The organism is Streptomyces formicae (assembly GCF_002556545.1).
Taxonomy (GTDB): domain Bacteria; phylum Actinomycetota; class Actinomycetes; order Streptomycetales; family Streptomycetaceae; genus Streptomyces; species Streptomyces formicae_A.
In genome coordinates this window covers 3,537,849-3,561,262 of sequence record NZ_CP022685.1, presented here as the reverse complement: position 1 = coordinate 3,561,262, position 23,414 = coordinate 3,537,849, and the positions used below count along the sequence as shown (strand labels likewise).

Below are 23,414 nucleotides of genomic sequence, written 5' to 3'. Positions count from 1 at the left end.
CCTCGGGCAGGGGGAGCCCCGAGGCTCCGATGTGATCACCCCATGATGCGTCATGGGCCGTGAGGCGGCCGACACTGCCCCCCTCCGCCCAGTGAGACGCCGGGAACTTGTCGTCCGTTCCAGGAGTCGGTCATGTGGGGCGTACGACACACGACGTGGGCACAATGCGGATGAGGACTAGGCGAACGGGCCAGGTGGACTGAGTGGAACGCACGAACGCGGAGGAAGCGGCCGAACCCGGCAAGGGGGACGCGGGGCAGCATGCCCGCGAGGTTCGCTCTTCAAGCGGCGCCCCGTTCGGAGCAGGGGGTTCCACCGACGGCGCGGAGGGTCCCCCCAATGGGGCAAGGGGCGGCGGGCCCGCGGGGGGCCCGGTGACGCCCGGCGGTTTCACCTACAGCGCCGCCGACGAGGAGAAGCGGCGCGGGGTGCGCCGCATGAAGATCACGGCGACCGGCCTTCTCGTCTTCGTCGCCGTGGTCTACGTTCTGGCGAAGTGGGCGCAGAACTCCGGCGCGGGCGCCTGGGCGGGGTACGTGGCGGCGGCCGCCGAGGCGGGCATGGTCGGCGCGCTCGCCGACTGGTTCGCGGTGACGGCACTCTTCCGCCACCCGCTCGGCCTGCCCATCCCGCACACGGCGATCATCCCGAACAAGAAGGACCAGCTGGGCGCCTCCCTCGGTGAGTTCGTCGGCGAGAACTTCCTCTCCGCCGACGTCGTACGAGGCAGGCTGCACGCCGTCGGCATCGGCGGACGCCTCGGTGCCTGGCTGGCCGAGCCCGCGCACGCCGACCGCGTGACGGCCGAACTGGCCACGGCGCTGCGCGGCGCCCTCACCGTCCTGCGGGACTCCGACGTGCAGGCGGTGGTCGGCGAGGCCATCACGCGCCGCGCCGACGCCCAGGAGATCGCGCCCGGCATCGGCAAGATGCTGGAGAAGGTCGTCGCGGACGGCGGCCACAAGCGGGTGGTGGACCTGGTCTGCGTCCGCGCCCACGACTGGCTGGTCGAGCACGCCGACTCGGTGATGGACGCGGTGCAGGGCGGCGCCCCCGGCTGGACGCCCCGGTTCGTCGACAAGCGGGTCGGCGAGCGCGTCTACAAGGAACTGCTCCGCTTCGTCACCGAGATGCGGGACATGCCCGAGCACCCCGCGCGCGGCGCCGTGGACCGCTTCCTCTCCGACTTCGCGGGCGACCTCCAGTCCGACCCGGACACCCGCGAGCGCGTGGAGCGCCTGAAGCGGGAGGTCCTCGGACGGGGCGAGGTGCAGGACCTGATCGCCTCCGCCTGGTCGGCGGTCCGCCAGATGATCGTGGCCGCAGCCGAGGACGAGCGCAGCGAGCTGCGCCTGCGCGTGCGGGCCTCGCTGCTCTCGCTCGGCGCCAGGATGGCGACGGACGGCCGGTTGCAGCAGAAGGTCGACGGCTGGGTCGAGGGCGCGGCGGTCTACGTGGTCACCACGTACCGCGACGAGATCACCTCGCTCATCACGGACACCGTCGCGGGCTGGGACGCCGAGCACACCTCGAAGAAGATCGAGGCACACATCGGCCGTGACCTGCAGTTCATCCGGATCAACGGCACGGTGGTCGGCTCCCTGGCGGGGCTCGCGATCTATGCGGTGTCGCGGGCGCTGGGGGCGTGACGCCGCGCTGGGTTTGAGGGGCGTGCGGGGTGTGACGCCGCGCTGGGCTTGAGGGGGCGGCGCGCGGGGCGGGCGTAGTCCGGTCCCGGTGGGGGACTCGGCGGGGGACCCCCGGGAGGACCCATGCCAGCTGCCCCCGACGCCGAGGCCGCCCCGCGCGGCGGCACCGGTAGCACCGTCACCACCGCCGTGCCCGCCCGTCTGGACCGCCTGCCCTGGTCCCGCTGGCACTGGACGATCGTCATCGGCCTCGGCACGGTGTGGATCCTGGACGGCCTGGAAGTCACCGTCGTCGGGAACATCGCGGGCCGCCTCTCCGAGGACGGCAGCGGCCTGGCCATCACATCGGCGCAGGTCACCGGGCTCGCGGCGGCGCTGTACGTGGCGGGGGCGTGCTCCGGGGCGCTGTTCTTCGGCCGCCTCACCGACCTCTTCGGCCGCAAGAAGCTGTTCATGGTGACGCTCGTGGTCTATCTGGCGGCCACCGCGCTGACGGCCCTCTCCTTCCAGTCCTGGTGGTTCTTCGTCTTCCGCTTCCTCACGGGCTTCGGCATCGGCGGCGAGTACGCGGCGATCAACTCGGCGATCGACGAACTGATCCCCGCCACCTACCGGGGGCGCGTCGACCTGATCATCAACGGCAGCTTCTGGCTCGGCGCGGTCGGCGGCTCGCTGCTCTCGATCGTCGCGCTCGACACGGACCTGTTCCCTGCCGACGTGGGCTGGCGGCTGACCTTCGCCCTCGGCGTCGTACTCGGCCTGGTCATCCTCCTCGTACGGCGCAACGTCCCGGAGAGCCCGCGCTGGCTGTTCATCCACGGCAGAGGGGAGGAGGCGGAGAGGCTGGTCGAGACGGCGGAGGCCGAGGTGCGCGCCGAACACGGCGGCGGTGAACTGCCCGCGCCGCAAGGCGAGATCACGATCCATCAGCGCACGTCGATCGGCTTCCTCACCATCGCCCGTACGGTCTTCACGGTCTATCCGCGCCGGGCCGTGCTCGGTCTCTCCCTCTTCATCGGACAGGCGTTCCTCTACAACGCGATCACCTTCGGCTTCGGCGCGATCCTCACGACGTTCTACGACGTCCCCGCGGCCGAGACGGGCTACTACTTCGCGGTGATAGCCGCCTGCAACTTCCTCGGCCCGCTCGCCCTCGGCAAGCTCTTCGACACGGTGGGCCGCCGAACCATGATCACCTCGACGTACGTCCTCTCGGGCCTGCTCCTGTTCGCCACGGCGGCGCTCTTCGACCGGGGCTCGCTGACCGCGGTGACCCTGACGGCGTGCTGGTCGGTGGTCCTGTTCGTGGCGTCGGCCGGCGCGAGCAGCGCGTACCTCACCGTCTCGGAGATCTTCCCGATGGAGACGCGCGCCATGGCCATCGCCTTCTTCTACGCGGTCGGCACGGCGGCCGGAGGCATCAGCGGCCCGCTGCTCTTCGCGGAACTCACGGACACCGGCAAGGTCGCGGACACGGTCCTCGCCTTCCAGGTCGGGGCGGGCCTGATGTGCGCGGCGGGCCTGGTGGCGGCGGTGTTCGCGGTGCGGGCGGAGCGGAAGTCGCTGGAGGAGGTGGCGAGGCCGTTGTCGGCGGCGTCGTCGTAGGCCCGTCTGCGAGGATTCGGCCATGAGTCCTGAAGGATCCGTGGCGCGGCACCGGGTGGCGGTGCTCGTCAGGGACGGTGTCCTGCCGATGGAGCTCGGCCTGGTCCACCAGCTGCTCGGCACGGCGCGATCGGCGTCCGGCGAGCTCCTCTACGACGTGCGCACGTGCGCGCCGCGCCCCGGCATGATCCGTACGGACGCGGACTTCCCGATCCACGCCGAGCACGGCCTCGACGTGGTGGCGGCGGCGGACACCGTGCTCGTCATCGCCTCGCACGAGAGCGACGAGGGGCTGACGCCCGGCGGCCTGGACGCGGATCTCGCGGCGGCCCTGCGGGGGGCCGCGGGGCGGGTGGCCGCCATCTGCACCGGCTCCTTCGTCCTCGCGGCAGCCGGTCTCCTGGACGGCCGCAGGGCGACGACGCACTGGATGTCGGCGGACCTCTTCGCACGGACGTTCCCCGCGGTGACGGTGGACGCGGACGTCCTGTACGTCGACGAGGGCGAGGTCCTCACCTCGGCGGGCGAGGCGGCGGGCATCGACCTGTGCCTGCATCTGATCCGCTCCGACCACGGCTCGGCGGTCGCGGCGGAGGTGGCCCGTCGCACCGTCGTACCCCCGCACAGGGAGGGCGGCCAGGCCCAGTACATCCAACGCCCGGTACCGGAACCGCGGCTGACGTCGACGAGCGAGGCCCGCGCCTGGGCGCTGCCCCGCCTGGCCGAACCACTGACCCTGGCCGACCTGGCGGCGGTCGAGTCGATGAGCGTCCGCACCTTCAGCCGCCGCTTCCGCGAGGAGACGGGCCTGACGCCGATGCAGTGGCTGACGCAGCGGCGACTGGAGAGGGCGCGGGAACTCCTGGAGGCCACGGACCACACGATCGACCGCGTCGCGACGGAGGCGGGCTTCGGCACGGGCGCGTCGCTGAGGCAGCACTTCGCGCTGGGGCTCGGGGTGTCGCCGGGGGCGTATCGGGCGACGTTCAGGGGGGCGGGGGTGGGGGCGGGTGCGGATGCACTAGGCGACGACGCGCACGTCTGATCACCCGAGCACCTGAGCGCTTGGCCGTCCGAGCACCCGAGCACTTGCCCGTCCGAGCACTTGAGCACTTGGCCGTCCGAGCACCTGAGCACTTAGCGGTCCGAGTGCCTGAGTACGCGTACTCTGTCGGGCCGCCCCGGCCGCGCGGCATGCTCGTACACATGAACACGTTGCTGACTTCCCTCCCGAAGAGCACGCCGCTGCCGAGGTACGCGACACGTCTGCTGGGCGCCGCGCTCGCGGCGACCGCCTACGTGGTGTGCATCCCGTGGGACCTGCGCAACCGAGCCGAGACACCGGGCGGGATCGACGAGACGTCGCCGGTGTCGGCGCTGGGCGTGACCTTCCTGGCCCTGTCCCTGCTGGCCCTGGCGGCCTACTTCGGCATCAGGGACCGCCTGGCCTGGACCCTCCTGGTGGTGGCGGCCCCACCGGCGGCCCTGCTCTACGCCTCCCTCTCCAGCCACCCCACCCAGGACGCGAACGCGTGGCCGGTGACGTGGGCGTTCTGCACGCTGGTGATAGGCGCGGGAACGCTGGTGTCGGCGACGGTGGCGCGGCGGTTCAGGCGCGAGGACGGCTGATCGCCCGCACGGCAGACGGGCGGGCTCTCCCCGGGGTCAGCCCCGCCGGTCGGCGAACAGGTAGGAGGCGACTCCGACCCCACCCGCGACACTGAACACGGCGGGCCAGGCACCGACCTTCTTGGCGAGCGGATGCGACCCGGCGAACCCGGCGACGTACGCGGCGCTGAGCGCGGCGGCGGTCTTCCCGCCGGCCTTCTCCCGCCACTGCCGCGCGGCGACGGTCCCGGCAGCGGCGAGAACGACGCCGCCGAGGGGCCGCTTCTTGGTGAAGCGGGCGGTGGCGTAGCCCCCGATGAGGCCGCTTGCGGCCACGGCCGCCGCCGGAATCTTCGCCATGATTGGTCCGCCTTTCGGGGGTACGTCCTTGATGGTCCTTGGGGTGAGGTTAACGCGGGGTGCTGGGCCCGCGGCCACCGGGATCAGGGCTTCGGTACGGCACTATGCGGGCGCGACCTTGGAGTACGTGAAGACATCAGCGGGGAGCTCGTGCTGGAGCTCCCACTCGATGGCCATCGGTTTGCTTCCCTTGTGCGTCCGGTACTTGGCAGGCCCCAAGAACATCCAGGGCTGTGACTTGCCGATGTCGGTGTCCTTGTAGCGACGCATGAACAGCAGGATGTGGCTGCCGCGTCCTGCGTGCTGCTGGTAGCGCAGTCCGGTGGGTGAGTGCTCAGATGTGGTGCTCTGTGACTCCCAGTGGAAGATCTTCGGGCTGAGCGCGTAATCCTTGTAGCGGACCGTCGGGGAGAAGTCCTTCTCGTTCTTCTCCAGCGTGATCAGTAGTGCGTCCGACTCGTGCTCCGACGCCCAGACCACCCCCTGAGCGAAAGCACCCGGCATTTGACCGCCAAGCTTCGCGATGCCGAGGGCTGCAAGCAGCTCGGATCGGTTGTAGGCGCTGTGGATCTTCAACGGCAGATCCGCGTGTGAGCCTTCTGGGCTGATCGGAAGGTGGTCGGCCGTGTCGATCACGTACTCGATGACCTGGCTGAGCTCGCTGCGGAACGCGCTTTGACGGCGCAAGGACTCCAGTCCGTCGCTGTAGCTGGAGAAGCCACCGGCCTTGTCCCACAAGTTGAAGAACAACATGCGTGCGTAGGACTGTTCACGAGGGCTCAACTCGGCATAGCGCGGGGCATCATCGGCGAGGAGCCGCAGGTACGACTCGGCACGCTCCGGATCGTCCACGTGCAGGAAGGCATGGACCCGCTTGAGTAGGTCTTCCTCGTTGGGCTGCGGCGCCTTGTCGAGGAGTCCAGCTCGCCGGAGCACCGTCGACCACGAGTTGCTGTTCTTGTACAGCTCCTTGATCTCGCGACGGCTCTCCTTCAAGTAATGCTTCAGCTGCGGTGCTGCGTAGTCCCGAGCCTCCTTGGCGAGAATCTGAATGTTCGCCTTGATTTGGGTGCGAATGTTCTCGACCACGAGATCCTTGGATTTTCCCTCCAGGATGATCTGGCAGCCGGAAGGTAGCTGGGGAAAGTCGTGTTCCGCGTGCTCAAGGAGGCGGTTGCGGGAGAGGTTAGTCAGGGCGCGGAACTGTTCCTCGAACCGAAACTCTTTGCGGTGCTGGCCGATGAAGTCGAGCACGGTGAGAACCGGTTTCGTCTCTGTGCGGCGTAGACCGCGTCCTAGCTGCTGAAGGAATACCGTGGCGCTATTAGTGGGGCGCAACAAGAGCAGCGTGTCGACATCGGGAATATCCAGTCCTTCATTGAACAGATCCACCGAGAAGATCACTTGGATTTCGCCCCTGCGGAGCTGGTCCAGTGCTGCCTTACGCTCGTCGGTGCGCGACTCGCTGTCGAGGGCGACAGCTTGGAAGCCTGCCTCGCGGAAGGTCTGCGCCATGAAGTGGGCGTGCTTCCTGTTGACGCAGAAGCCGAGGGCACGCATGGATGACGGGTCGGAAACCTTGTCTCGTACCTGCTTGATGACGATGCGGGCACGGGCGTGATCGCCGGTGTAGAGGTTTCCGAGCTGGTTCACATCGTAGGTGCCAGAGGACCAGTTGAGCTGGGTGAGGTCGGTTCCGTCCGGTACCCCGAAGTAGTGGAAGGGGCACAAGAGGTCATTCTCTAGCGCTTCCCACAAGCGCATCTCTGCGGCAATGCGGCCGTCGAAGTAGAGATCCTGCACATTGCGCCCGTCCGCCCTCTCGGGCGTCGCCGTGAGGCCGAGCAACTGTCTGGGAGCAAAGTGTTTGATGATTCGTGCGTACGTGTCTGCCGCCGCGTGGTGGAACTCATCGATCACGATGACGTCGAAGTGCTCAGGAGTGAACTTCTCTAGGAGGTTGGCTTTGAGTGACTGGACACTAGCGAAGAGGTGCGTGCAGTCTCTGGGGCGTTCACCGTTGAAGAGGAGTTCACCGAAGGAGGCGTCGTCCAGTACCTCGCGATAGGTGCGCAGCGACTGTCGCAGGATCTCCTGGCGGTGCGCGACGAACAGGAGGCGTGGGAGCTTTCCGTCCCACTTCTTGCGCAGATTGCGGTAGTCGAGGGCGGCCATGACGGTCTTGCCGGTTCCGGTCGCGGCGACCAGGAGGTTCTCGTGCCTTCCTCTCAACTCGCGCTCAATTTGCAGGCGTTCGAGCATGTCTTGCTGGTGTGGATAGGGGCGCACTTCGAGGCCGGACAAGTTGATCTGCATGTCCTCGCCGCGGCCGCCTCCGCCCGCCTGGCGCAGGGCGTTGTCGAGTCGTGCGCCGTCCCGGTCCGGGACGTAGATTTCGAAGGCGATGTCGTTCCAGTACGCGTCGAACGTCGCCTCAAACTTGTTCAGCACGGCAGGAGTGGCGACCGCCGACAGGCGTACATTCCACTCCAGCCCGTCGAGTAGAGCTGCTTTGGACAGGTTTGAGCTGCCCACATACGCAGTGTCAAAGCCGGTGTTGCGTCGAAAGAGCCAGGCTTTGGCGTGCAGGCGCGTTGAGCGGATCTCGTAGTTGACCTTCACCTCGGCGCCGAAGTCCCGCACAAGGCGATCGAGTGCAGTGCGGTCGGTGGCGCCGATGTACGTCGTCGTGATCACGCGGATCGGAACACCACGCTCGGCTGCGGCGCGCAGGGAGTCTTCGAGGACGCGGATGCCGTACCACTTCACGAAGGCGCAGAGAAGGTCAATGCGATCAGCGGTCGCTAGCTCGGCCCGAAGCTCCGCCCCGAGGCTGGGGTCTTCCGGAGAGTTGGTGATGAGTGCCGTCTCGGAGAGTGGGGTCAGTGGACGGATGCTGTAGACGCCTGCGGCTTCTCGCTCGGCGAGGGCGAGGAGTTGACGCGGGCCATCGGTGATGAGGCCCGTCGCCGATGAGGCGTCGACGTCGGGTGCGACCGAATCCAAGGTCTCCATGAGCTGGTTGGCCGCGGCAACCCGCTTGGCGTGCGGAAGTTGGCCGAGTCGGCGCTCGATGGCCGTACCGAGATGGCGAGCGAGCACATGGGGTGAGGACTCTTCGCTGACCTCGGCGTCAATTGCCTTCCACCCTGCTGCTTCAAGGCGATCTAGCTCGCTTCGAAGGCCGAGGGTGACGACCTTCTCGTACACCCCTGCTGGCTGCTCGCTGTGTTGCGGATCGGCCACGGCGACTCCTCTGGTATCGGGCGGGAAGCGATGCGATCAGCTCCCGCTCGTCTGGCGCGAGGGGATCGATCGGTTGTCAGTAGCGACTTGTATCGTCCGAACATGACCGAATGGACGATCAATCCTGGCGATGTTGTGAGTCGTGCTGACCTTAAGGAGAAGTACGGCGGAGGCATTCAGGGAGGAATCATCTCCTCTGTGGACAATGAGCACGTCCGTCTGTTCTCTGATGACCGCAAGGCGGCAGAGAACGGCTATCGAGACGGCTGGCTGGCGGAGGAGGACGAGCGCGGAGCGATCTTCGAGTACACCGGCCAGGGGCTGACGGGGAACCAGACTCTCAGTGGGAACAATGGCACTGTGGCCAACCATATTGTCAGGAAGAAGCGGCTGCACGTCTTTACGGCAATCGGCAAGAAGAAGGGGAGCGGCGCTGTCTTGCAGCGCTACATAGGAGAGTTCACCCTCGACGAGGTTGAGCCGTTCACCTTCCGTAGGGCTAAAGACGTGAAAGGTGATATGCGGGAAGTCGTCGTTTTTCGACTGCGACCGCTAGGCCCTCACGAGCAGCGTGCGGGCGACCAGATACGCCCGTCGCCCGAGACGAGTGTGGACCGGTTCGTAGCTTCGCAGACTGAGAGTTCCCTCGCGGCGACTGAGAAGCACGAAAAGGCGAACGGTGAACGCGCCGCCTCGCCGGCTGGGGTCTCGGTTCGACGTGAATCTGACCTGCGTACGGCCTACGAGGCGTTCCTGATCGCCCAGAACCACAAAGTTTTTCGGCATCGTATACGGATCAAGGGATATTCGTCGACCTTCTGGACGGATCTCTACGACAGCACTGACAACATCCTGTATGAGGCAAAGGGGTCAGCGTCGCGTAATTCCATAAGGGAAGCGATCGGTCAGCTATTTGACTACCGTCGGCACATAGAAGAGCGTGACGCGAAACTTGCCGTCTTGCTCCCTGAAGCCCCTAGCAGTGACCTCAGGGATCTTCTCGCTGCTGTAGGTATCTCGCTGGCCTATCGAGACGAGGGACGTTTCGTTTGTGAACTCTCGTAGGCATCGGGACGAGCCCGTCGCGCGCGGTCCACGCTAACTAGTGACTGTTGCAGCGCCATGGCATTCCGAATAGGTCTGCCCCGACCCACACCAACACCCCGCCCCCGCCTCCGGCGGCCACCCCACAGCCCGCCCCCGCGCCGCCAGCGTCGTCGCGTACTGCGGGAGCAGCGACGAGTCCTCCGGCGACGCGCCCTCCGACGCGGCGAACGCCTCGTACGAGGGGACCGTGCCCGTGACCACGCCCAGGTTCGGGGTTCCTGAGGACGCGAGTTCTCGGAGGGAGGACTCTATGGTCGCCAAGTGCGCCTCGTGGGACGGGTATTCGGAGGTGAGGGACGGGTACGCCGTCAGGAGTTCCGTGAGTTCCGTTGCGGGCCAGTGGAGGATTGCCACCGGGAACGGGCGGGAGAGGGCCTCTCGGTAGGAGCCCAACTCCGCCTGGATGCGGGAGATTTCCGCGCGGAGTTCCGCGGGGTTCTCCGAGCCGAGGGACCAGATGCGCTTCGGATCGTGGAGTTCGTCCAGGGAGACCGTGGCGCGGGTCGTGTGGACGTGGTCCGCCAGCGTGTCCCACGCGTCGTGGTCCGCGCCCATGAGGCGGCGTACGCGGTGGCGGCCGAAGAGGAGGGGGTGCGTCGCGTAGGGGGGTTCCGGGGAGTTCTCGGGGAGCAGCAGCGTCACCGCCTCCGTGAACGTGTCGTGCGCCTGTTCCAGCTCGTCGTGGGACTCCAGGGACTCCGCCACGATCACCCAGGGCGCCGGGTCGCGCGGCGCCGACGTGCGGATGCCGTCGATGATCGCCCTGGCCTCCGCCTCGTGCCCGTACTCCCACAGGTTCGACGCCTTCAGGGCGCGGATGAGGAAGGGGGAGGACGGAGGGTGCGGGGCGGACGGGGACAGCAGGCTGTCGTAGAGCGTCGTCGCGCGGTCGCGGGCGCCGGCCAGTTCGAGATGGGCCGCGGCCTGGAGGAGGAGCTGCTCGGCGTCCTCCGGGTACAGACCGGCCGTGCGTTCCAGGCGCGCGGCTTCAGCGATGTGGTCGACGTCGACGTGGTCGGCAGCAGCAGGCTTGTCGGGGCGCATACGGGACACCGTACTGCCGAGCGCCTGTTTGGAGCAGTGCCGGAGCAGTGCCGCAGCAGTGCCCGGGTAGCGAGCGGTTGGGCTTTGGTCCTTGTCCGGCCATGGATTGTTTCGGGGGCAGCGCCTATCGTGCGGGCCTCTTCGGGGAGGGAGGCGTCGTGCGGGAACGGGTTCCTGTGGTGGTGCAGCACCGGACGCGTCGCGCGCGGCGCGGGCCCGCCGCCCGTCTCCTCTGGAACGGCGCCGAAGTCGCCGTCACCCTCGGCCTCGTGCTCCTCCTGCTCGTCGCCCACCAGCTGTGGTGGACCAACCGCCAGGCCCGCGCCGCCGCCGAGAGGAAGGTCCACGCTCTTGAGGAGGAGTGGGGGAGCGAGAGGGCGAGAGGGAGGGAGGGGGAGAGGGGGGCTGCCGGTGATGCGTCGACTGGGGGCAGGGTCGGTGCCGAGGATGCCGGTGCCGAGGATGCCGATGCCGGCGCCGATGTCACCGGTCAGCGCGACTCCTCCACCCGCCCCAACCCACCCGCCCCCAAGCCTCAATGGGACCAGGCCTACGCCGTCCTCCGCATTCCCCGCATCGGCATCCGCGTCCCCGTCGCCGAAGGCATCAGCAAGAGCGCTGTTCTCAACAAGGGGTACGTCGGGCATTACCCCCGTACCGCCCAGCCCGGTCAAGCCGGGAACTTCGCGGTCGCGGGGCACCGCAATACCCATGGGGAGCCGTTCCGGTACATCAATCGGCTGCGGAAGGGGGACGAGCTGACCGTCGAGACGAAGAGCGCCCGCTATACGTACGTCGTCGACAAGGCGCTCGCGCGGACCTCGGCCCGCGACGGCGGGGTCATTCGGAGCGTGCCGCGCAGTGAGGTGCGGAAAGGGCACGGGTACGCCGAGCCGGGGTTCTACATCACGCTCACCACCTGCACTCCCGAGTACACCTCGAAATACCGGCTCGTGGTGTGGGGAAAGCTCCGTTCCATGCGGCCCCGGTAGCCCTGCCGATAGGGTCGTCGTTCGTGATCGCCCGACGTCCGCACCTGCTGTGGCTCCTCGTTCCCTTCGTGCTCTATATCGGCGCGCTGCCCTTCGTGAACCGGTTGCGGCCCGTCGTCTTCGGGCTGCCGTTCCTCTTCTTCTGGCTGCTCGGTGCCACCGTGCTGACGCCGTTCTCCGTCTGGCTCGCCCGTCGCGGTGACCGGAAACAGTCCATGAGGAAGGGACATGAAGAAGGGGCAGGTGGCCGGGCATGAGTGACGGCGCCGTCGCCACCAGCATCTTCGCCGTCTTCATGGTCGGCACCGTCGCCCTCGGCCTCGCCGCGGTGCGCGGGCGCGGGCGGCAGGGCGGGCTCACCGAGTGGTCGGTGGGCGGGCGCAGTCTGGGGGCCGTCTTCATCTGGGTGCTGATGGCGGGGGAGGGGTACACGAGTTTCAGTTATCTGGGGGCCGCGGGCTGGGGGTACAACTACGGGGCGCCCGTTCTGTACGTCGTCGCCTACATGTCCTGCGGATACGCCGTCGGATACGTGGTCGGCCCGATGCTCTGGAACTACGCCCGCACGCACGGCCTCGTCAGCATCAGCGACATGGTCGCCCACCGTTTCGCCAGGCCCTGGCTCGGCGCGGGCGTCGCGATTCTCGTGACCGTCTTCCTGCTTCCGTACATTCAGCTGCAGATCACCGGCATGGGCGTCGTCGTGTCCACCATCAGTTATGGCGCGATCAGCCTCAACTGGGCCTATTTCATCGGATTCGCGGTCACCACCGGGTTCGTGGTGGTGAGCGGCCTGCGGGGGAGCGCCTGGGTCTCCGTCCTGAAAGACGTACTCGTCATCGGGACGCTGGCCTTTCTCGCCCTCTACGTACCTCTTCACTATTTCGAGGGGTACGGGGATTTCCTCGACCGGATCGTGCGCGAGAAGAGCGACTGGCTCACGCTGCCGGGGAGCGGCGAAAGTCCTTACGGGGAGGCGTGGTTCGCCACCACCTCCTTCCTCAACGCCCTCACCGTCGTCATCTTCCCGACCACCGTCGCCGGGTACCTCGGCGCGCGCAGCGCGGACGGCCTGCGGCGCAACGCCATCTGGCTGCCCGCCTACAACGTGCTGCTCTTCGTCCCCATGCTGCTCGGCATGGCGGCGGTGTTCGTCGTGCCGGGGCTCACCGGCGCCGAGTCCAACCTCGCGCTCTTCAAGCTGGTGGTGGACTCGCTGCCCGCGTGGGCCGTCGGCGTCATCGGGGTCGCGGCCGCGCTCTCTTCCATCGTGCCCATGGCCGTGTTCATGCTGGTCATCGGCACGATGTGGGGCAGCAGCGTGCTCTCGCTGCTGCCCCGGTGGCGCGGGCAGCGGCGGCAGAAGATCGCCTCGCAGGCGGTGGTCGTCGTCGCGGGGGCGCTCGCCCTCGTGCTCACCTACGCGGCGCCCAACACCCTCGTACGGCTCTCCCTGATCTCGTACGAGGGGATGGCGCAGCTCGTGCCGATGCTGCTGCTCGGTCTCGTCTGGCGGCGGCTGACGCTCGCGGGGGCGCTGAGCGGGCTCGTGGTGGGGGTCGCGATCGTGTGCGCGCTCGTCTTCAGCGAGCACGATCCGGTCTTCGGGGTGAACGCGGGGATCATCGCGCTCGCCGCGAACCTCGCCGTCGCGCTCGCGGTGACGTACGCCGGTCCGGCCGGTGTCCCGGACGAGCGGCCCGACCACGAGGTCCTCGCCAGTGATCCCCTGGGCCCTGAGCCGGGCACCGAGCCCGGCGCGGAGGCCCTGGTGCGGTGAGCTCCGCTCACCGTGAGGCGGGTCACCTCCCGGATCTCCTCCCGCGCGCACGTCCGGTATAACCTGCAGTACGACGTCAGTACGACAACGCTGAGCGCGCGAGGAGAGGAGGACCGACCATGCGAGACGTGATCCGGAACGGGAAAGCGGCCGTGCGTCCGGCCCTGCTGCTCCTCTTCCTGCTCGTCGAGGTCGTCCTCGTCGACACCGGCAGCCTCACCGCCGCCGTCGCCCTCGCCGCGACCGCCGCGGCCGGCTCCGCGCTCGCCGTCTGCTCGGTGATCGCCGCGCGCTGCGCGCCCGCCGTGCCCCGCACCAAGGTGCGCACGGCCATCCGCGACCGGGAACGGCGCACCGCCTTCCTGCCCCAGCGCGATCCCGACGCCGCGGGCCGTCCACGGCCCCGAGCACCCGGCCGTGCCCTCCTGACGGCCGCGTAGGGGCAGGCGCACGGCGGGGAGAGCGGGACGCTCGCAACCGCCACCCCGCACCACCACTACCGCACGCACCACCGCCCCTCGTGGGTCGTCACGCCGACGCGACTTCTTCCGCTTCGCCTCCCGGCACGACGAAACCCTCGGAGGGCTTCTCCATGTCCGCTTTCATGTCCGTGTTCGCCAGTCTGGTCGAGCACCTCGCCGACGCGCTCGACCCGCTCTTCCACGCCTCGGCGACCGCCGCCGCGATCGTCCTGTTCACCGCCTGCGTACGCCTCCTCGTCCACCCCCTGTCGCGGGCGTCGGCCCGCGGTCAGAAGGCGCGCGCCAAGCTCTCCCCGCAGATCGCGGAGCTGCGCAAGAAGCACTCCAAGAACCCGGAGAAGCTGCAGAAGGCGGTCATGGAACTGCACAGGAAGGAGAAGGTCTCGCCGCTCTCCGGGTGCCTGCCGAGCCTCTTCCAGCTGCCCGCCTTCTTCCTGCTCTACCACCTCTTCTCCAACTCCAGCATCGGCGGCGAGGCGAACACGCTGCTCGACCACACGCTCTTCGCGGCGCCGCTCGGCGGGCGCTGGGCGGACGCGCTCTCCGACGGCGGGGTCTTCGGGGCGCAGGGGCTCGTCTACCTCGCGCTGTTCGCGATCGTCGCGGCCGTCGCCACGTTCAACTTCCGGCGCACCAAGCGGCAGATGGCCGCCAACCCGCAGCCGGGGACCGGGGCCGGGGACCAGCCGATGCCGGGCATGGCCGCGATGACCAAGGTCATGCCGCTGATGTCGTTCATGACTCTGTTCACGGTGGCCGTGGTCCCGCTGGCCGCGGCGCTGTACGTGGTGACCAGCACGACCTGGAGCGCGGTCGAGCGGGCCGTGCTGTACCGCGACATGCCCGCGGGCGCGGGGGCGCTGGCTACCGCCGCGTAACAGTCCAGTACGTGAACGAGGTCTTGCGGAGCGGACGGGGACCTTGGACGATCGACCAAACCTCCGATGGCCGCAACCCATCGGCCGGGCTACCGAAGGAATGGAGTCTGACCATGAAGCTGCTGCGAGTCGGTACGGCAGGCGCGGAGCGTCCGGCGCTGCTCGACGCCGAGGGGGCCCTGCGGGACCTGTCGGGGGTGGTCGCCGACATCGACGGCGCGGTGCTCGCCGACGCGGAGGCCCTCGGCCGGATCAGGGCCGCCGCGGAAGCCGGTGACCTGCCCGTACTCCCGGCCGACGGGCTGCGTGTGGGGCCGCCGGTCGGGCGCGTGGGCAAGGTCGTCTGCATCGGCCTCAACTACCACGACCACGCGGCGGAGACGGGCGCGGAGCCGCCCGCCGAGCCCGTCGTCTTCTTCAAGGCGGCGGACACGGTGGTCGGCCCCGACGACACCGTCCTGGTGCCGCGCCGCTCGGTGAAGACGGACTGGGAGGTCGAGCTCGCCGTGGTCATCGGACGTACGGCGCGCTACCTGGAGTCGCACGAGGAGGCGCTCGCGCACGTCGCCGGGTACGCGGTGGCGCACGACGTGTCCGAGCGCGAGTTCCAGATCGAGCGCGGGGGCACCTGGGACAAGGGCAAGAACTGCGAGACGTTCAACCCGCTGGGCCCCTGGCTGGTCACCGCGGACGAGGTGCCCGACCCGCAGGCGCTGGCCCTCAGGCTCTGGGTCAACGGCGAGCTGAAGCAGGACGGCAGCACCGCCGACCAGATCTTCCCGGTCGCCGAAGTGGTGCGCTACGTCAGCCAGTTCATGACGCTGTACCCGGGCGACGTCATCAACACCGGTACGCCCGCGGGCGTGGCGATGGGCCAGCCCGAGCCGAAGCCCTATCTGCGCGCCGGTGACGTCGTGGAGCTGGAGATCGAGGGACTCGGGCGTCAGCGGCAGGAGCTGAAGGACGCGTAACCGCCTCCGCCGTGGCGGCAGTTGACTCCCGTGCGCCGGGAGCGAGGGCTGCCGCCCGGCGGGCTGCCGGTGCATGATGGCGCCGTGGGACTGACTGCGGTCGAAGCCGCGCTCACCGGCACGGCGCTGGGATCCCTCGCCACGTTCTCCAGTGCCTGGTACATCCAGCGCGCCACGAGCAGGCGCGAGCACGAGAGCCGCGTCTGGGAGCGCCGCCGTGGCGTCTACGACGAGGCCGTGATCGTGATGCACCGGATCGGGCACCTGCGCGACGAGGTCGAGGAGAGCGGCAGGTTCCCCGAGCGGGAGCCCGGTGATCCCGACCCCCTGGGCGACATGCCCGCGCTGGTGGCCCGCATGGACATCTACGGGACCGATGAACTCCTGGAGGCCTGTGAGCGGGTGTCCGAGGCGCTGGATGGCTGGAACACGGCCTGGGGCGCCTGGCGCACCCAGCGGGAGACCAACCCCCGGCGCAGCGCGTCCGACCCGAGGTGGGTGCGGTTCCTGGACTGCGTGCGGGTGTCACGTGAGGCGGAGAGCCGCGTCATCGGGCTGCTGAGGGCCGACGTGCACGTCGAACCGCCCCCCGGGTGGTGGAAGGTGCGGGAGCGGCACGCCTGGCGCAGGAGACGCGGGATCGGGAACTGACCGGGGCCGCGGCAGTGAAAGCGCGGGCTCTTCCGGTTGATCGCGGAGTGGTGCGGGCGACTGTGATTCACGGGGCGGAAAAGGCCCAACGTGCCGTAACGGCAACGGTATTCGGCCTTTCTTCCGGCATATTCCCCAAGAAGCGCGCACAGCGCGGCGCCGAGGAAACCGTTCCTGGCTACCATGGCGTCTTCCGGGCGAAAGCGGGGGTTCGCTCAGGGGGTCGGTACGGGGGGTGACCCGTGGTTTATGACGAGTACTTCATAGAAATCTACCGGGACGACTGCCGGCTGGGGTCCGGCGTGCGGCTCACCCGGGATTTCGCCCTCACCGCCGCGCACTGCCTGGAGGCGAACGAACTCGAGGGCAGGTCGGCGGTGCGGCTCTGTCTGCCGGACGGCAAGCAGGCCATGGGCGAGGTGCAGGAGTACGACGACCTCTCCGACCTCGCGCTGCTGAGGCTCATCTTCCACAAGGACGAGGACGTCCAGCTCCCCGGAGTGTGCTTCGACGAGGCGCGCGAGGGCGAGCTGTGGCAGGCGACCCATCAACTGCCGGACACCGGGAACGACTTGAGGGGCAGCGTCGCCGAAGTCGCCAGCCCGTACCGGAGCACGAAGGACGGGGCCCGGGTCTGCGCGTTGCGCCTCGACTGCTACCGGGTACCAGATGATTACGGCAGGTTCGCCGGGAGTCCCGTGGAACGCGGGGACCCCTATCGGCCGCCCGTCGTCCTCGGGCTCATCGTCAAACTGCGGCCAGGAGCGGGCCCCGACCCGAAGACGGTCTACGCGGGCACCGTGCGGGAGGCCGTCCGACGGTTCGGGCGCTTCCGCATCGAGGACCTGGGCAGGGACCCCTACCCCCTGTCCGTGAGCCCTTACCGCCTGGAGCCCATCGAATCGGTGGACGACATGCGGAGCAGGGCCGCGGCGAGAGACGCCCTCGACCGGGCGGGCTACTCGTCCGTGGTGAGACTGCCGTGGAAGCGCCGCTGATACCGCGCCCGACCGGCAGCGGGCCGGCGGCACCCCAGGAGGAACAACCATGACCACGACCGAATACCTGGATCACGCCATCGCGGTCGCCGAGGAGATGCTCCTCGCGCCGTCCGCACCACGCAGGAGCGACAGGGACCGCCTCGCGGACTACGTGAAGTACGTCGGCAGGCCGGAGCCGGCCGCCGAGTCCCAGCAGGGCTTCGCCGAGCAACTCACCCACCTCGCCAAGCTGCTCGGCGCTCTCGGCATGAAGACGCTCTCCTTGAACGTGGCGGGCATGACGCTGCGGCACATGGAGATATCGGAGGCGGACCGCGAGGTGTACGGGGCCTCCGTCTGGAACGAACTGGGCGCGCTGTTCGCCGAACACGGCGAGCTGGAACGGTCGAGGCTCATCCTGTGCTGTGCCCTGAGCAGGGCCAAGTGGGGCAGCGACGTACCCGAACGGGGCAGGATACTGGCCAACTTGGGCGCCGTGAGCCTGCGCATGGGGCACATCGCGGACGCCGAGGTCTGGGCGGGCAAGGCGCTGCGGGAGCTGGACACGTACGGGGGCGACGAGGACCGCGAGGCGCGGATGACCGCGGACTGGGTGCTCCTCGAAGTCGCAAGGGAGCGTGCGGACATCACCCAACTCGACTCCGCCATGGAGCAGTTCGACCAGTCGTCCGACGACGTCATCCGCCTCAAGGGCGGCGACCACCCCACGGCGATCGCCGCGCGGCGCGCGCTGGCCACGGCGAAGTACGAGAAGGCCGCCGCGAGTCACGACGTGGAGCGCAGCGAGCACCAGCTGGGCGAGATGGAGATCGTCAAGCTGAACGCGTCGGCCCTCCTCGGGGCGCGCCACCGCGAGACCATCGTGTCCCAGGCGGCCCTGGCGGTGGCCGAGTTCGACGCGGCGAGCGGCGGCTCCGGCAGTCTGCTGCGCAGGCAGCGTGCCGTGTGCCTGCTGGAGACCGCCGAGGAGATGGCGGTGGACGTGCTCGGCCGCGGCCATGCCCAGACGCTGGCGATCAGGGAGGCGCTCGCGCATTTACGGGAAGCGACCGTGCAGCCGGACGATCTGCCGTACCTCATCGATCGCACCTATACGCCCCAGCAGAACGACCTCCGCAATGAGGCGAAGCGGCAGGCGATCGACGCGGAGCTGAATGTCATCCGACTCATCGCGCACGCGGGAGCCTCGTATTTCCTCGACGACCTGGACATCTTCTACTGGCAGATCAGGAAGGCGCTGCAACGCGGTGTCCTTTTCCACGTGATCCTCAGCAGTCCCTGGAACAATCTCGCGATCTTCATGCACCACGGCACGGAATCGGACCGGGCCTGCGAGAACATCGTGGACCGGGTGAAGGCGAGCGACTATTACCGCAAGACCTATGTGCCGGTGATCCGTTCCTATCTCGCGCTGCGCAAGGAGTTCCCCGGGCAGGTGGAGCTGAAGCTGACCCCCACCGATCTCTCCGGGTCGACGCTGATCACCTCGGAGGTCAGCTTCTTCGAGCCGTACATCACCACGAACCCCCAGCACCGCACGCGCAGGGGCCTGATGGTCTTCGAGCACCGGTTCCGCAAGGACAGCAAGTACTACGCGGACAGCCAGGCGGCGTTCCTCGCACAGTGGGAACTGACCAGTACCTGGGAGCAGTTCGGGGTGCAGGAGGAGCGCCACAAGGGACGGCTGCGGGCGCTGCTCGCGACGCAGTCCGACGACCGGCTGAGCAAGAACGACGACGACGCCGAGGACGACGAGCGCGGCGGGGGCTTCACGGGTGGTGCAGGGCGCCGGTCCTGACGCTCGCCAGGACGCCGACCGAGCCGACGAAGAGCTCCTCGGGCAGCGCGTCCATGGGCCAGAACTCCCAGCGCAGACACCGCTCGGGCTCGCGTACGCGGATGTCTCCGGTGTAGTCGACGACCTCGACGCCGACCTGCATGTGGTGGTTGGCCGCCGGGTCGGGATCCGTGACGCAGGCGACCCGCAGGTCCAGGGCGCGGACGCCGGTCTCCTCGTCGAGTTCCCTGCGCGCGGCGTCCACGAGCGTCTCGCCCACCTCCAGATGGCCGCCGGGCAGCCCCCAGGTGCCCGCGCCGAAGCAGTTGGCCCGCAGGCCGAGCAGGACGTCACCGCCGAGGCGGACGATCGCCTGGACCCCTACGCGTACGTGTGCTGTCATCGGGCGCTCCTCATGCATCCGGGTACGTACCGTCGAAGTTCTCGGCATTGCGCGCCGGGGTGATCAGCTCGGCGGGACGCAGCGTTCCTCGTGCCAGCCTCTCGAAGAGATTCCCGGTCCTGCGCTCCCCACCCTCGTCGACCACGACGACCTCGCAGTCCGGGTCGACGAAGAAGTAGCTGCCGGTGCGGGTGGAGTTGCGGTACACGCGCAGGGGCACGCCGCGCCGGTCGGCCGCCTCCTGGCAGCGGGCCACCACGTCCTCGAACTCGTCGTCCCCGATGGAGAGCCAGTCCCTGTTGTCCGCGCCGTAGTTGGTCTCGGACATCTGGTAGACCTTCCACACGTGGGGGAGCGATCCGTCGTCCTCGATCAGGTCGAGGACGTCAGGGGCGCCCTTGGTGTTGAGGCGGGTGACGACCGTGCCCAGCTTGACGCGGACGTGCTGGTGGTTCTTGCGGACCTCCCTGAGGAGACCGAGCACCTTGTCGCGGTGCGGCGCGACACCGGTGCGCATGAGCTTGTGCTCCGCCCCGTCCTTGGACTCCAGCGGCAGGGCGATCCAGGAGAGCCCCGGCAGCACGCGCTCCATGGCGCGCAGCGGGGCGAGGCCGTTGGTGCTGAGGACCACGCGGGGGCGTCGGCCGTCCGGCAGGGGAGCGCTCAACTCCCGTACGAGATCCGGGAGGTAGGGCAGCAGGGTCGGTTCGCCGCCGGAGATCACGACGCCCCGGACGCCGCCGTCCCGCAGGACGGAGGCGACGCGCAGTGCCGTTTCCTCGTCCATGGAGGGAACGTCGTGGCGGGGGCCGAAACAGAAGGGGCAGTCGAGGTTGCAACGGCCGATGGGGCGCAGGTCCACGAAGGCGGGCAGACGCACGGGGGGCAGTTCGACGGACGCGGGCAGGCGCATGCGGGTGACCTTATGGGGTCCCTGGGGCGACGCATGGCCGGAACGCGCTCATCAGGCTGAAAGAGCCTTGTTCTGACCGTCGGGAGCGCGAGTGTATGCGTAGATGGCACGGCCTACGCCGTGAACCGCTCAGGGTCTACGCCGTGAACCGCTCCAACGCCTCGACCACCAGCGCGTGATCCCGCACCTGGGGCAGCCCCGACACCACCACCGTGCCGATCACCCCCGCGCCCTCGACCGCGAGGGGGAACGCGCCGCCGTGGGCCGCGTACACGTCGGGGTCCAGGCGCGACGACTCCTCGAACGTCGTGCCCTTGGCGCGGAAGCGGCAGCCGACGAGGTATGAGGAGCATCCGTAGCGCTCGACGACGCGGCGCTTGCGGTCGATCCAGGCGTCGTTGTCGGGCGTCGACCCCGGCAGCGCCGCGTGGAACAGCTGCTGGCCGCCGCGCCGGATGTCGATGGCGACGGGGGCCCCGCGCTCGCGGGCCAGCTCGACGAGGAGCGTGCCGAGCCGCCAGGCGTCGTCGTACGTGAAGCGGGGCAGGACCAGGCGGCGCTCCTGCTCCTCCAGCTCGGCGACGGTGGGCGTGGGCGTGGGCGTGGCGGGGGGCGTCGTCACAGCGTCACCGTCACACCGTCGCGCGCCGAGCGGCGTGCCGCCTCGATGACGTCGAGGGCCGCTGCCGCCTCGTGCGCGGTGACCGGGTTCTCGCCGGTGCCGCGCAGGGCGTCGGCGATCGCCGCGTAGTAGGCGGGGTAGTCGCCGGGCAGCGTGGGAGTGGGGCGACCGCCGCCGGTCAGCGGGGACTCCCCGGAGCCGACCCGGCCCCACAGCGACTCGGGCTCCACGCCCCAGGGGGTGTCGGACGCGGGCCGCTTGCCGTCGCGCAGGGCGGCTTCCTGGGGGTCCAGGCCGTACTTCACGTAGCCCGCCTGCGAGCCGAGCGCGCGGAAGCGCGGGCCGAGCTGGGCGGTGGTGGCGCTGACGTACAGGTGCGAGCGGACGCCACTGGCGTGCGTGAGCGCGATGAACGTGTCGTCGTCGGCCTCGGCGCCGGGGCGGCGCACATCGGTCTCCGCGTACACCCGGGCCGCCGGGCCGAACAGCACGAGCGCCTGGTCGACGACGTGGCTGCCCAGGTCGTAGAGGAGACCGCCGATCTCCTCCGGGTTCCCCGACTCGCGCCAGCCGCCCTTGGGGCGCGGGCGCCACCGCTCGAAGCGGGACTCGAAGCGCCATACGTCGCCGAGCTCGCCGTCGGCGATCAGGCGGCGCAGCGTACGGAAGTCGTTGTCCCAGCGGCGGTTCTGGAAGACGGACAGGAGCAGGCCGCGCTCGTCGGCGAGGGCGGCGAGCTCGCGGGCCTCGGCGGCGGTGCCCGCGATCGGCTTGTCCACGACGACCGGCAGGCCCGCCTTGAGGGCGGCGGTGGCCAGCGGCACATGGGTCTTGTTCGGGGACGCGATGACGATCAGGTCGAGCTCGTCGGCCCGCTCCCACAGCTCGTCGGCCGACGCGGCGGCGCGCAGCTCGTCGCCGAACTCGGCGCGGGCCTGCTCCTGCCGCTCCGGGTTCGACGTCACGACGGTGTCGAGGACGAGCCCGTCGGTGGCGGCGATCAGCGGGGCGTGGAAGACGGACCCCGCGAGGCCGTACCCGACGAGGCCGACGCGTAGGGGGGTGCCGTCGTGGAGAGGGGTGCCAGAGCCTGTACCAGTCATGCACTCCACTTAAGCAACGGTGTTGCCAAAGTGCAAGCGGAGGGGACAATGGCCCCGTGAAGTCGTACGTGAACAGGGCCAACACCGGAGCGAACCTGCCCGCGCTGCGCGGCCACAACGCCGCGCTCGTGCTCGATCTGCTGCGCGCGGCGGGCGAGGGCGGCATCAGCCGTCTGGAGCTCGCCGAGCGCACCGGGCTCACCCCGCAGGCGGTCAGCAAGATCACCGCCCGGCTGCGCGCCGAGGGGCTCGCCGCCGACGCGGGCCGCCGCGCCTCGACGGGCGGCAAGCCGCGCACGGTGCTCCGGCTCGTCCCCGACGCGGGGCACGCCGTCGGCCTGCACCTGGACCGCGACGAGCTGACCGCCGTCCTGGTCGACCTGACCGGCGCGGTGGTCGCCGAGCGCCGCGCCCCGCTCGCCTTCGGCGCGGGCGCGGACGCCGTCGTGGCCGTGGCGGCGCGGGAGGTGCGGGCGCTGCTCGCCGGGCACGGCCCGGTGTCCGGCGTGGGCGTGGCCCTGCCGGGCCCGCTCGACCACGCCGCAGGGTTGCTGCACCGCGTGACCGGCTTCCCCGCGTGGGACGGCTTCCCGCTCGGGGACGCGCTCGCGGAGCGGCTCGCGCTGCCCGTCGTGGTGGACAAGGACACCAACGCCGCCGCCCTCGGCCTCGCGCTCGCGGGTGCCGCCGAGTCCTTCGCGTACCTGCACCTGGGCACCGGGCTCGGCGCCGGGCTCGTGCTCGGCGGCGCCCTGTACCGGGGCGAGCGCACGGGGGCAGGCGAATTCGGCCACCAGGTGCTCCAGTTGGACGGGCCCGCGTGCGAGTGCGGGGACCGGGGCTGCGTCGAGGCGCTGTGCCTCGCGGCCGTCGCCAGGGGCGCGCTCGACGAGGCCGCGCGCGTGCTCGGCACGGCGGCGGGGAACCTCGTCGGGCTGCTCGACATCGACCGCGTCCTGCTCGGCGGACGGACCGTCTTCGCCGCCGAGGACCTTTTCGTACGGGGTGTGGGCGCGGTCGTCGACGAGCGGGTGCGGCGCGGTGGCGGGGGTGCGCGGGTGCCCGTCGCGCTGGCTCCCGGTGGGGAGCGCGGGGTCGCGGAGGGGGCGGCCCAGCTGGTGCTCGCGCCGGTCTTCGGGCGGGCGGACGTGGCGTTTCCCGCTCATCGGGAGTGAGGTCGTAGGGAGTGAGGTCATAGGGAGTGAGGGAAATCCGCTGATCG

22 protein-coding genes are annotated in these 23,414 nt (G+C 69.5%); 15 read left to right on the top strand and 7 right to left on the bottom strand.

The genetic code is table 11. The features are described from left to right. Window positions 1–203 precede the first annotated feature (203 nt). The 4 genes from KY5_RS15265 (at window position 204) to KY5_RS15250 (ending at window position 4,883) form a co-directional block, all read left to right on the top strand. Window positions 204–1,649 carry a DUF445 domain-containing protein gene (locus KY5_RS15265; protein WP_324962278.1) on the top strand — a complete coding sequence of 482 codons (1,446 nt, stop codon included), beginning with the start codon at window positions 204–206 and terminating at the stop codon, window positions 1,647–1,649. Between the two features lie 123 nt (window positions 1,650–1,772). After that, window positions 1,773–3,254 (top strand): MFS transporter, encoded by a 1,482-nt coding sequence (locus KY5_RS15260; protein ID WP_098242768.1) that lies wholly within the window; start codon window positions 1,773–1,775, stop codon window positions 3,252–3,254. 22 nt (window positions 3,255–3,276) lie between these two features. Then, a complete protein-coding gene (locus tag KY5_RS15255) occupies window positions 3,277–4,299 on the top strand; it encodes a GlxA family transcriptional regulator (protein ID WP_098242767.1) in 1,023 nt (340 codons plus the stop codon). A 161-nt stretch (window positions 4,300–4,460) separates the two neighbouring features. Next, a complete protein-coding gene (locus tag KY5_RS15250) occupies window positions 4,461–4,883 on the top strand; it encodes a hypothetical protein (RefSeq protein ID WP_098247269.1) in 423 nt (140 codons plus the stop codon). 36 nt (window positions 4,884–4,919) lie between these two features. Here KY5_RS15250 and KY5_RS15245 read toward each other — a convergent pair whose 3' ends face one another. Both KY5_RS15245 and KY5_RS15240 read right to left on the bottom strand, forming a co-directional pair. After that, window positions 4,920–5,222: a hypothetical protein gene (locus KY5_RS15245; protein ID WP_098242766.1), complete on the bottom strand. Its 303-nt coding sequence runs from the start codon at window positions 5,220–5,222 to the stop codon at window positions 4,920–4,922. A gap of 102 nt (window positions 5,223–5,324) precedes the next feature. After that, on the bottom strand, window positions 5,325–8,468 hold the full coding sequence (locus KY5_RS15240) for a DUF3427 domain-containing protein (protein WP_199843089.1): 3,144 nt from the start codon (window positions 8,466–8,468) through the stop codon (window positions 5,325–5,327). A 102-nt stretch (window positions 8,469–8,570) separates the two neighbouring features. Here KY5_RS15240 and KY5_RS15235 point away from each other — a divergent pair, with 102 nt between their 5' ends. Continuing rightward, a complete protein-coding gene (locus KY5_RS15235; protein WP_159072529.1) occupies window positions 8,571–9,533 on the top strand; it encodes a hypothetical protein in 963 nt (320 codons plus the stop codon). Between the two features lie 33 nt (window positions 9,534–9,566). On the opposite strand, the gene KY5_RS15230 is transcribed toward KY5_RS15235, so the two are convergent. After that, window positions 9,567–10,619 carry an SEC-C domain-containing protein gene (locus KY5_RS15230; protein ID WP_098242764.1) on the bottom strand — a complete coding sequence of 351 codons (1,053 nt, stop codon included), beginning with the start codon at window positions 10,617–10,619 and terminating at the stop codon, window positions 9,567–9,569. A 158-nt stretch (window positions 10,620–10,777) separates the two neighbouring features. On the opposite strand from KY5_RS15230, the gene KY5_RS15225 reads away from it, so the two are divergent. The 9 genes from KY5_RS15225 (at window position 10,778) to KY5_RS15185 (ending at window position 19,172) form a co-directional block, all read left to right on the top strand. Then, entirely contained in the window at window positions 10,778–11,611 is an 834-nt protein-coding gene (locus KY5_RS15225) for a class E sortase (RefSeq protein ID WP_234362736.1), read from the top strand. Window positions 11,612–11,634: 23 nt separating this feature from the next. After that, on the top strand, window positions 11,635–11,868 hold the full coding sequence (locus KY5_RS15220; RefSeq protein ID WP_234362735.1) for a DUF3311 domain-containing protein: 234 nt from the start codon (window positions 11,635–11,637) through the stop codon (window positions 11,866–11,868). Then, a complete protein-coding gene (locus tag KY5_RS15215) occupies window positions 11,865–13,391 on the top strand; it encodes a sodium:solute symporter family protein (RefSeq protein ID WP_098242762.1) in 1,527 nt (508 codons plus the stop codon). The genes KY5_RS15220 and KY5_RS15215 overlap by 4 nt, the downstream gene beginning before the upstream one ends. Window positions 13,392–13,510: 119 nt before the next feature. Next, a complete protein-coding gene (locus KY5_RS15210; RefSeq protein WP_098242761.1) occupies window positions 13,511–13,831 on the top strand; it encodes a DUF6412 domain-containing protein in 321 nt (106 codons plus the stop codon). A 152-nt stretch (window positions 13,832–13,983) separates the two neighbouring features. Continuing rightward, window positions 13,984–14,751, top strand: coding sequence for a YidC/Oxa1 family membrane protein insertase (locus KY5_RS15205; protein ID WP_098242760.1), 768 nt, complete (start codon window positions 13,984–13,986; stop codon window positions 14,749–14,751). A gap of 113 nt (window positions 14,752–14,864) precedes the next feature. Then, window positions 14,865–15,722 (top strand): fumarylacetoacetate hydrolase family protein, encoded by an 858-nt coding sequence (locus tag KY5_RS15200; RefSeq protein WP_098242759.1) that lies wholly within the window; start codon window positions 14,865–14,867, stop codon window positions 15,720–15,722. 84 nt (window positions 15,723–15,806) lie between these two features. Continuing rightward, window positions 15,807–16,373 (top strand): hypothetical protein, encoded by a 567-nt coding sequence (locus KY5_RS15195; protein ID WP_098242758.1) that lies wholly within the window; start codon window positions 15,807–15,809, stop codon window positions 16,371–16,373. A gap of 242 nt (window positions 16,374–16,615) precedes the next feature. Beyond that, window positions 16,616–17,371 (top strand): trypsin-like peptidase domain-containing protein, encoded by a 756-nt coding sequence (locus tag KY5_RS15190; RefSeq protein WP_098242757.1) that lies wholly within the window; start codon window positions 16,616–16,618, stop codon window positions 17,369–17,371. A 49-nt stretch (window positions 17,372–17,420) separates the two neighbouring features. Then, the gene (locus KY5_RS15185; protein WP_098242756.1) at window positions 17,421–19,172 is read left to right on the top strand and encodes a hypothetical protein; all 1,752 of its coding nucleotides are present in this window, start codon (window positions 17,421–17,423) and stop codon (window positions 19,170–19,172) included. Here the strand turns inward: KY5_RS15185 and KY5_RS15180 are convergent. From KY5_RS15180 to KY5_RS15165, 4 genes are all read right to left on the bottom strand, one after another. Next, entirely contained in the window at window positions 19,144–19,554 is a 411-nt protein-coding gene (locus tag KY5_RS15180) for a nucleotide triphosphate diphosphatase NUDT15 (protein ID WP_159072528.1), read from the bottom strand. The genes KY5_RS15185 and KY5_RS15180 overlap by 29 nt on opposite strands. A gap of 10 nt (window positions 19,555–19,564) precedes the next feature. Next, complete coding sequence (locus tag KY5_RS15175; protein WP_098242754.1) at window positions 19,565–20,467, bottom strand: radical SAM protein; 903 nt, start codon at window positions 20,465–20,467, stop codon at window positions 19,565–19,567. A 136-nt stretch (window positions 20,468–20,603) separates the two neighbouring features. Continuing rightward, on the bottom strand, window positions 20,604–21,089 hold the full coding sequence (locus KY5_RS15170) for a heme-degrading domain-containing protein (RefSeq protein WP_098242753.1): 486 nt from the start codon (window positions 21,087–21,089) through the stop codon (window positions 20,604–20,606). Continuing rightward, window positions 21,086–22,192 (bottom strand): Gfo/Idh/MocA family oxidoreductase, encoded by a 1,107-nt coding sequence (locus KY5_RS15165; RefSeq protein WP_098242752.1) that lies wholly within the window; start codon window positions 22,190–22,192, stop codon window positions 21,086–21,088. The genes KY5_RS15170 and KY5_RS15165 overlap by 4 nt, the downstream gene beginning before the upstream one ends. A 56-nt stretch (window positions 22,193–22,248) precedes the next feature. Here KY5_RS15165 and KY5_RS15160 point away from each other — a divergent pair, with 56 nt between their 5' ends. After that, on the top strand, window positions 22,249–23,367 hold the full coding sequence (locus tag KY5_RS15160; RefSeq protein ID WP_098242751.1) for an ROK family transcriptional regulator: 1,119 nt from the start codon (window positions 22,249–22,251) through the stop codon (window positions 23,365–23,367). The last annotated feature ends 47 nt before the right edge of the window (window positions 23,368–23,414 follow it).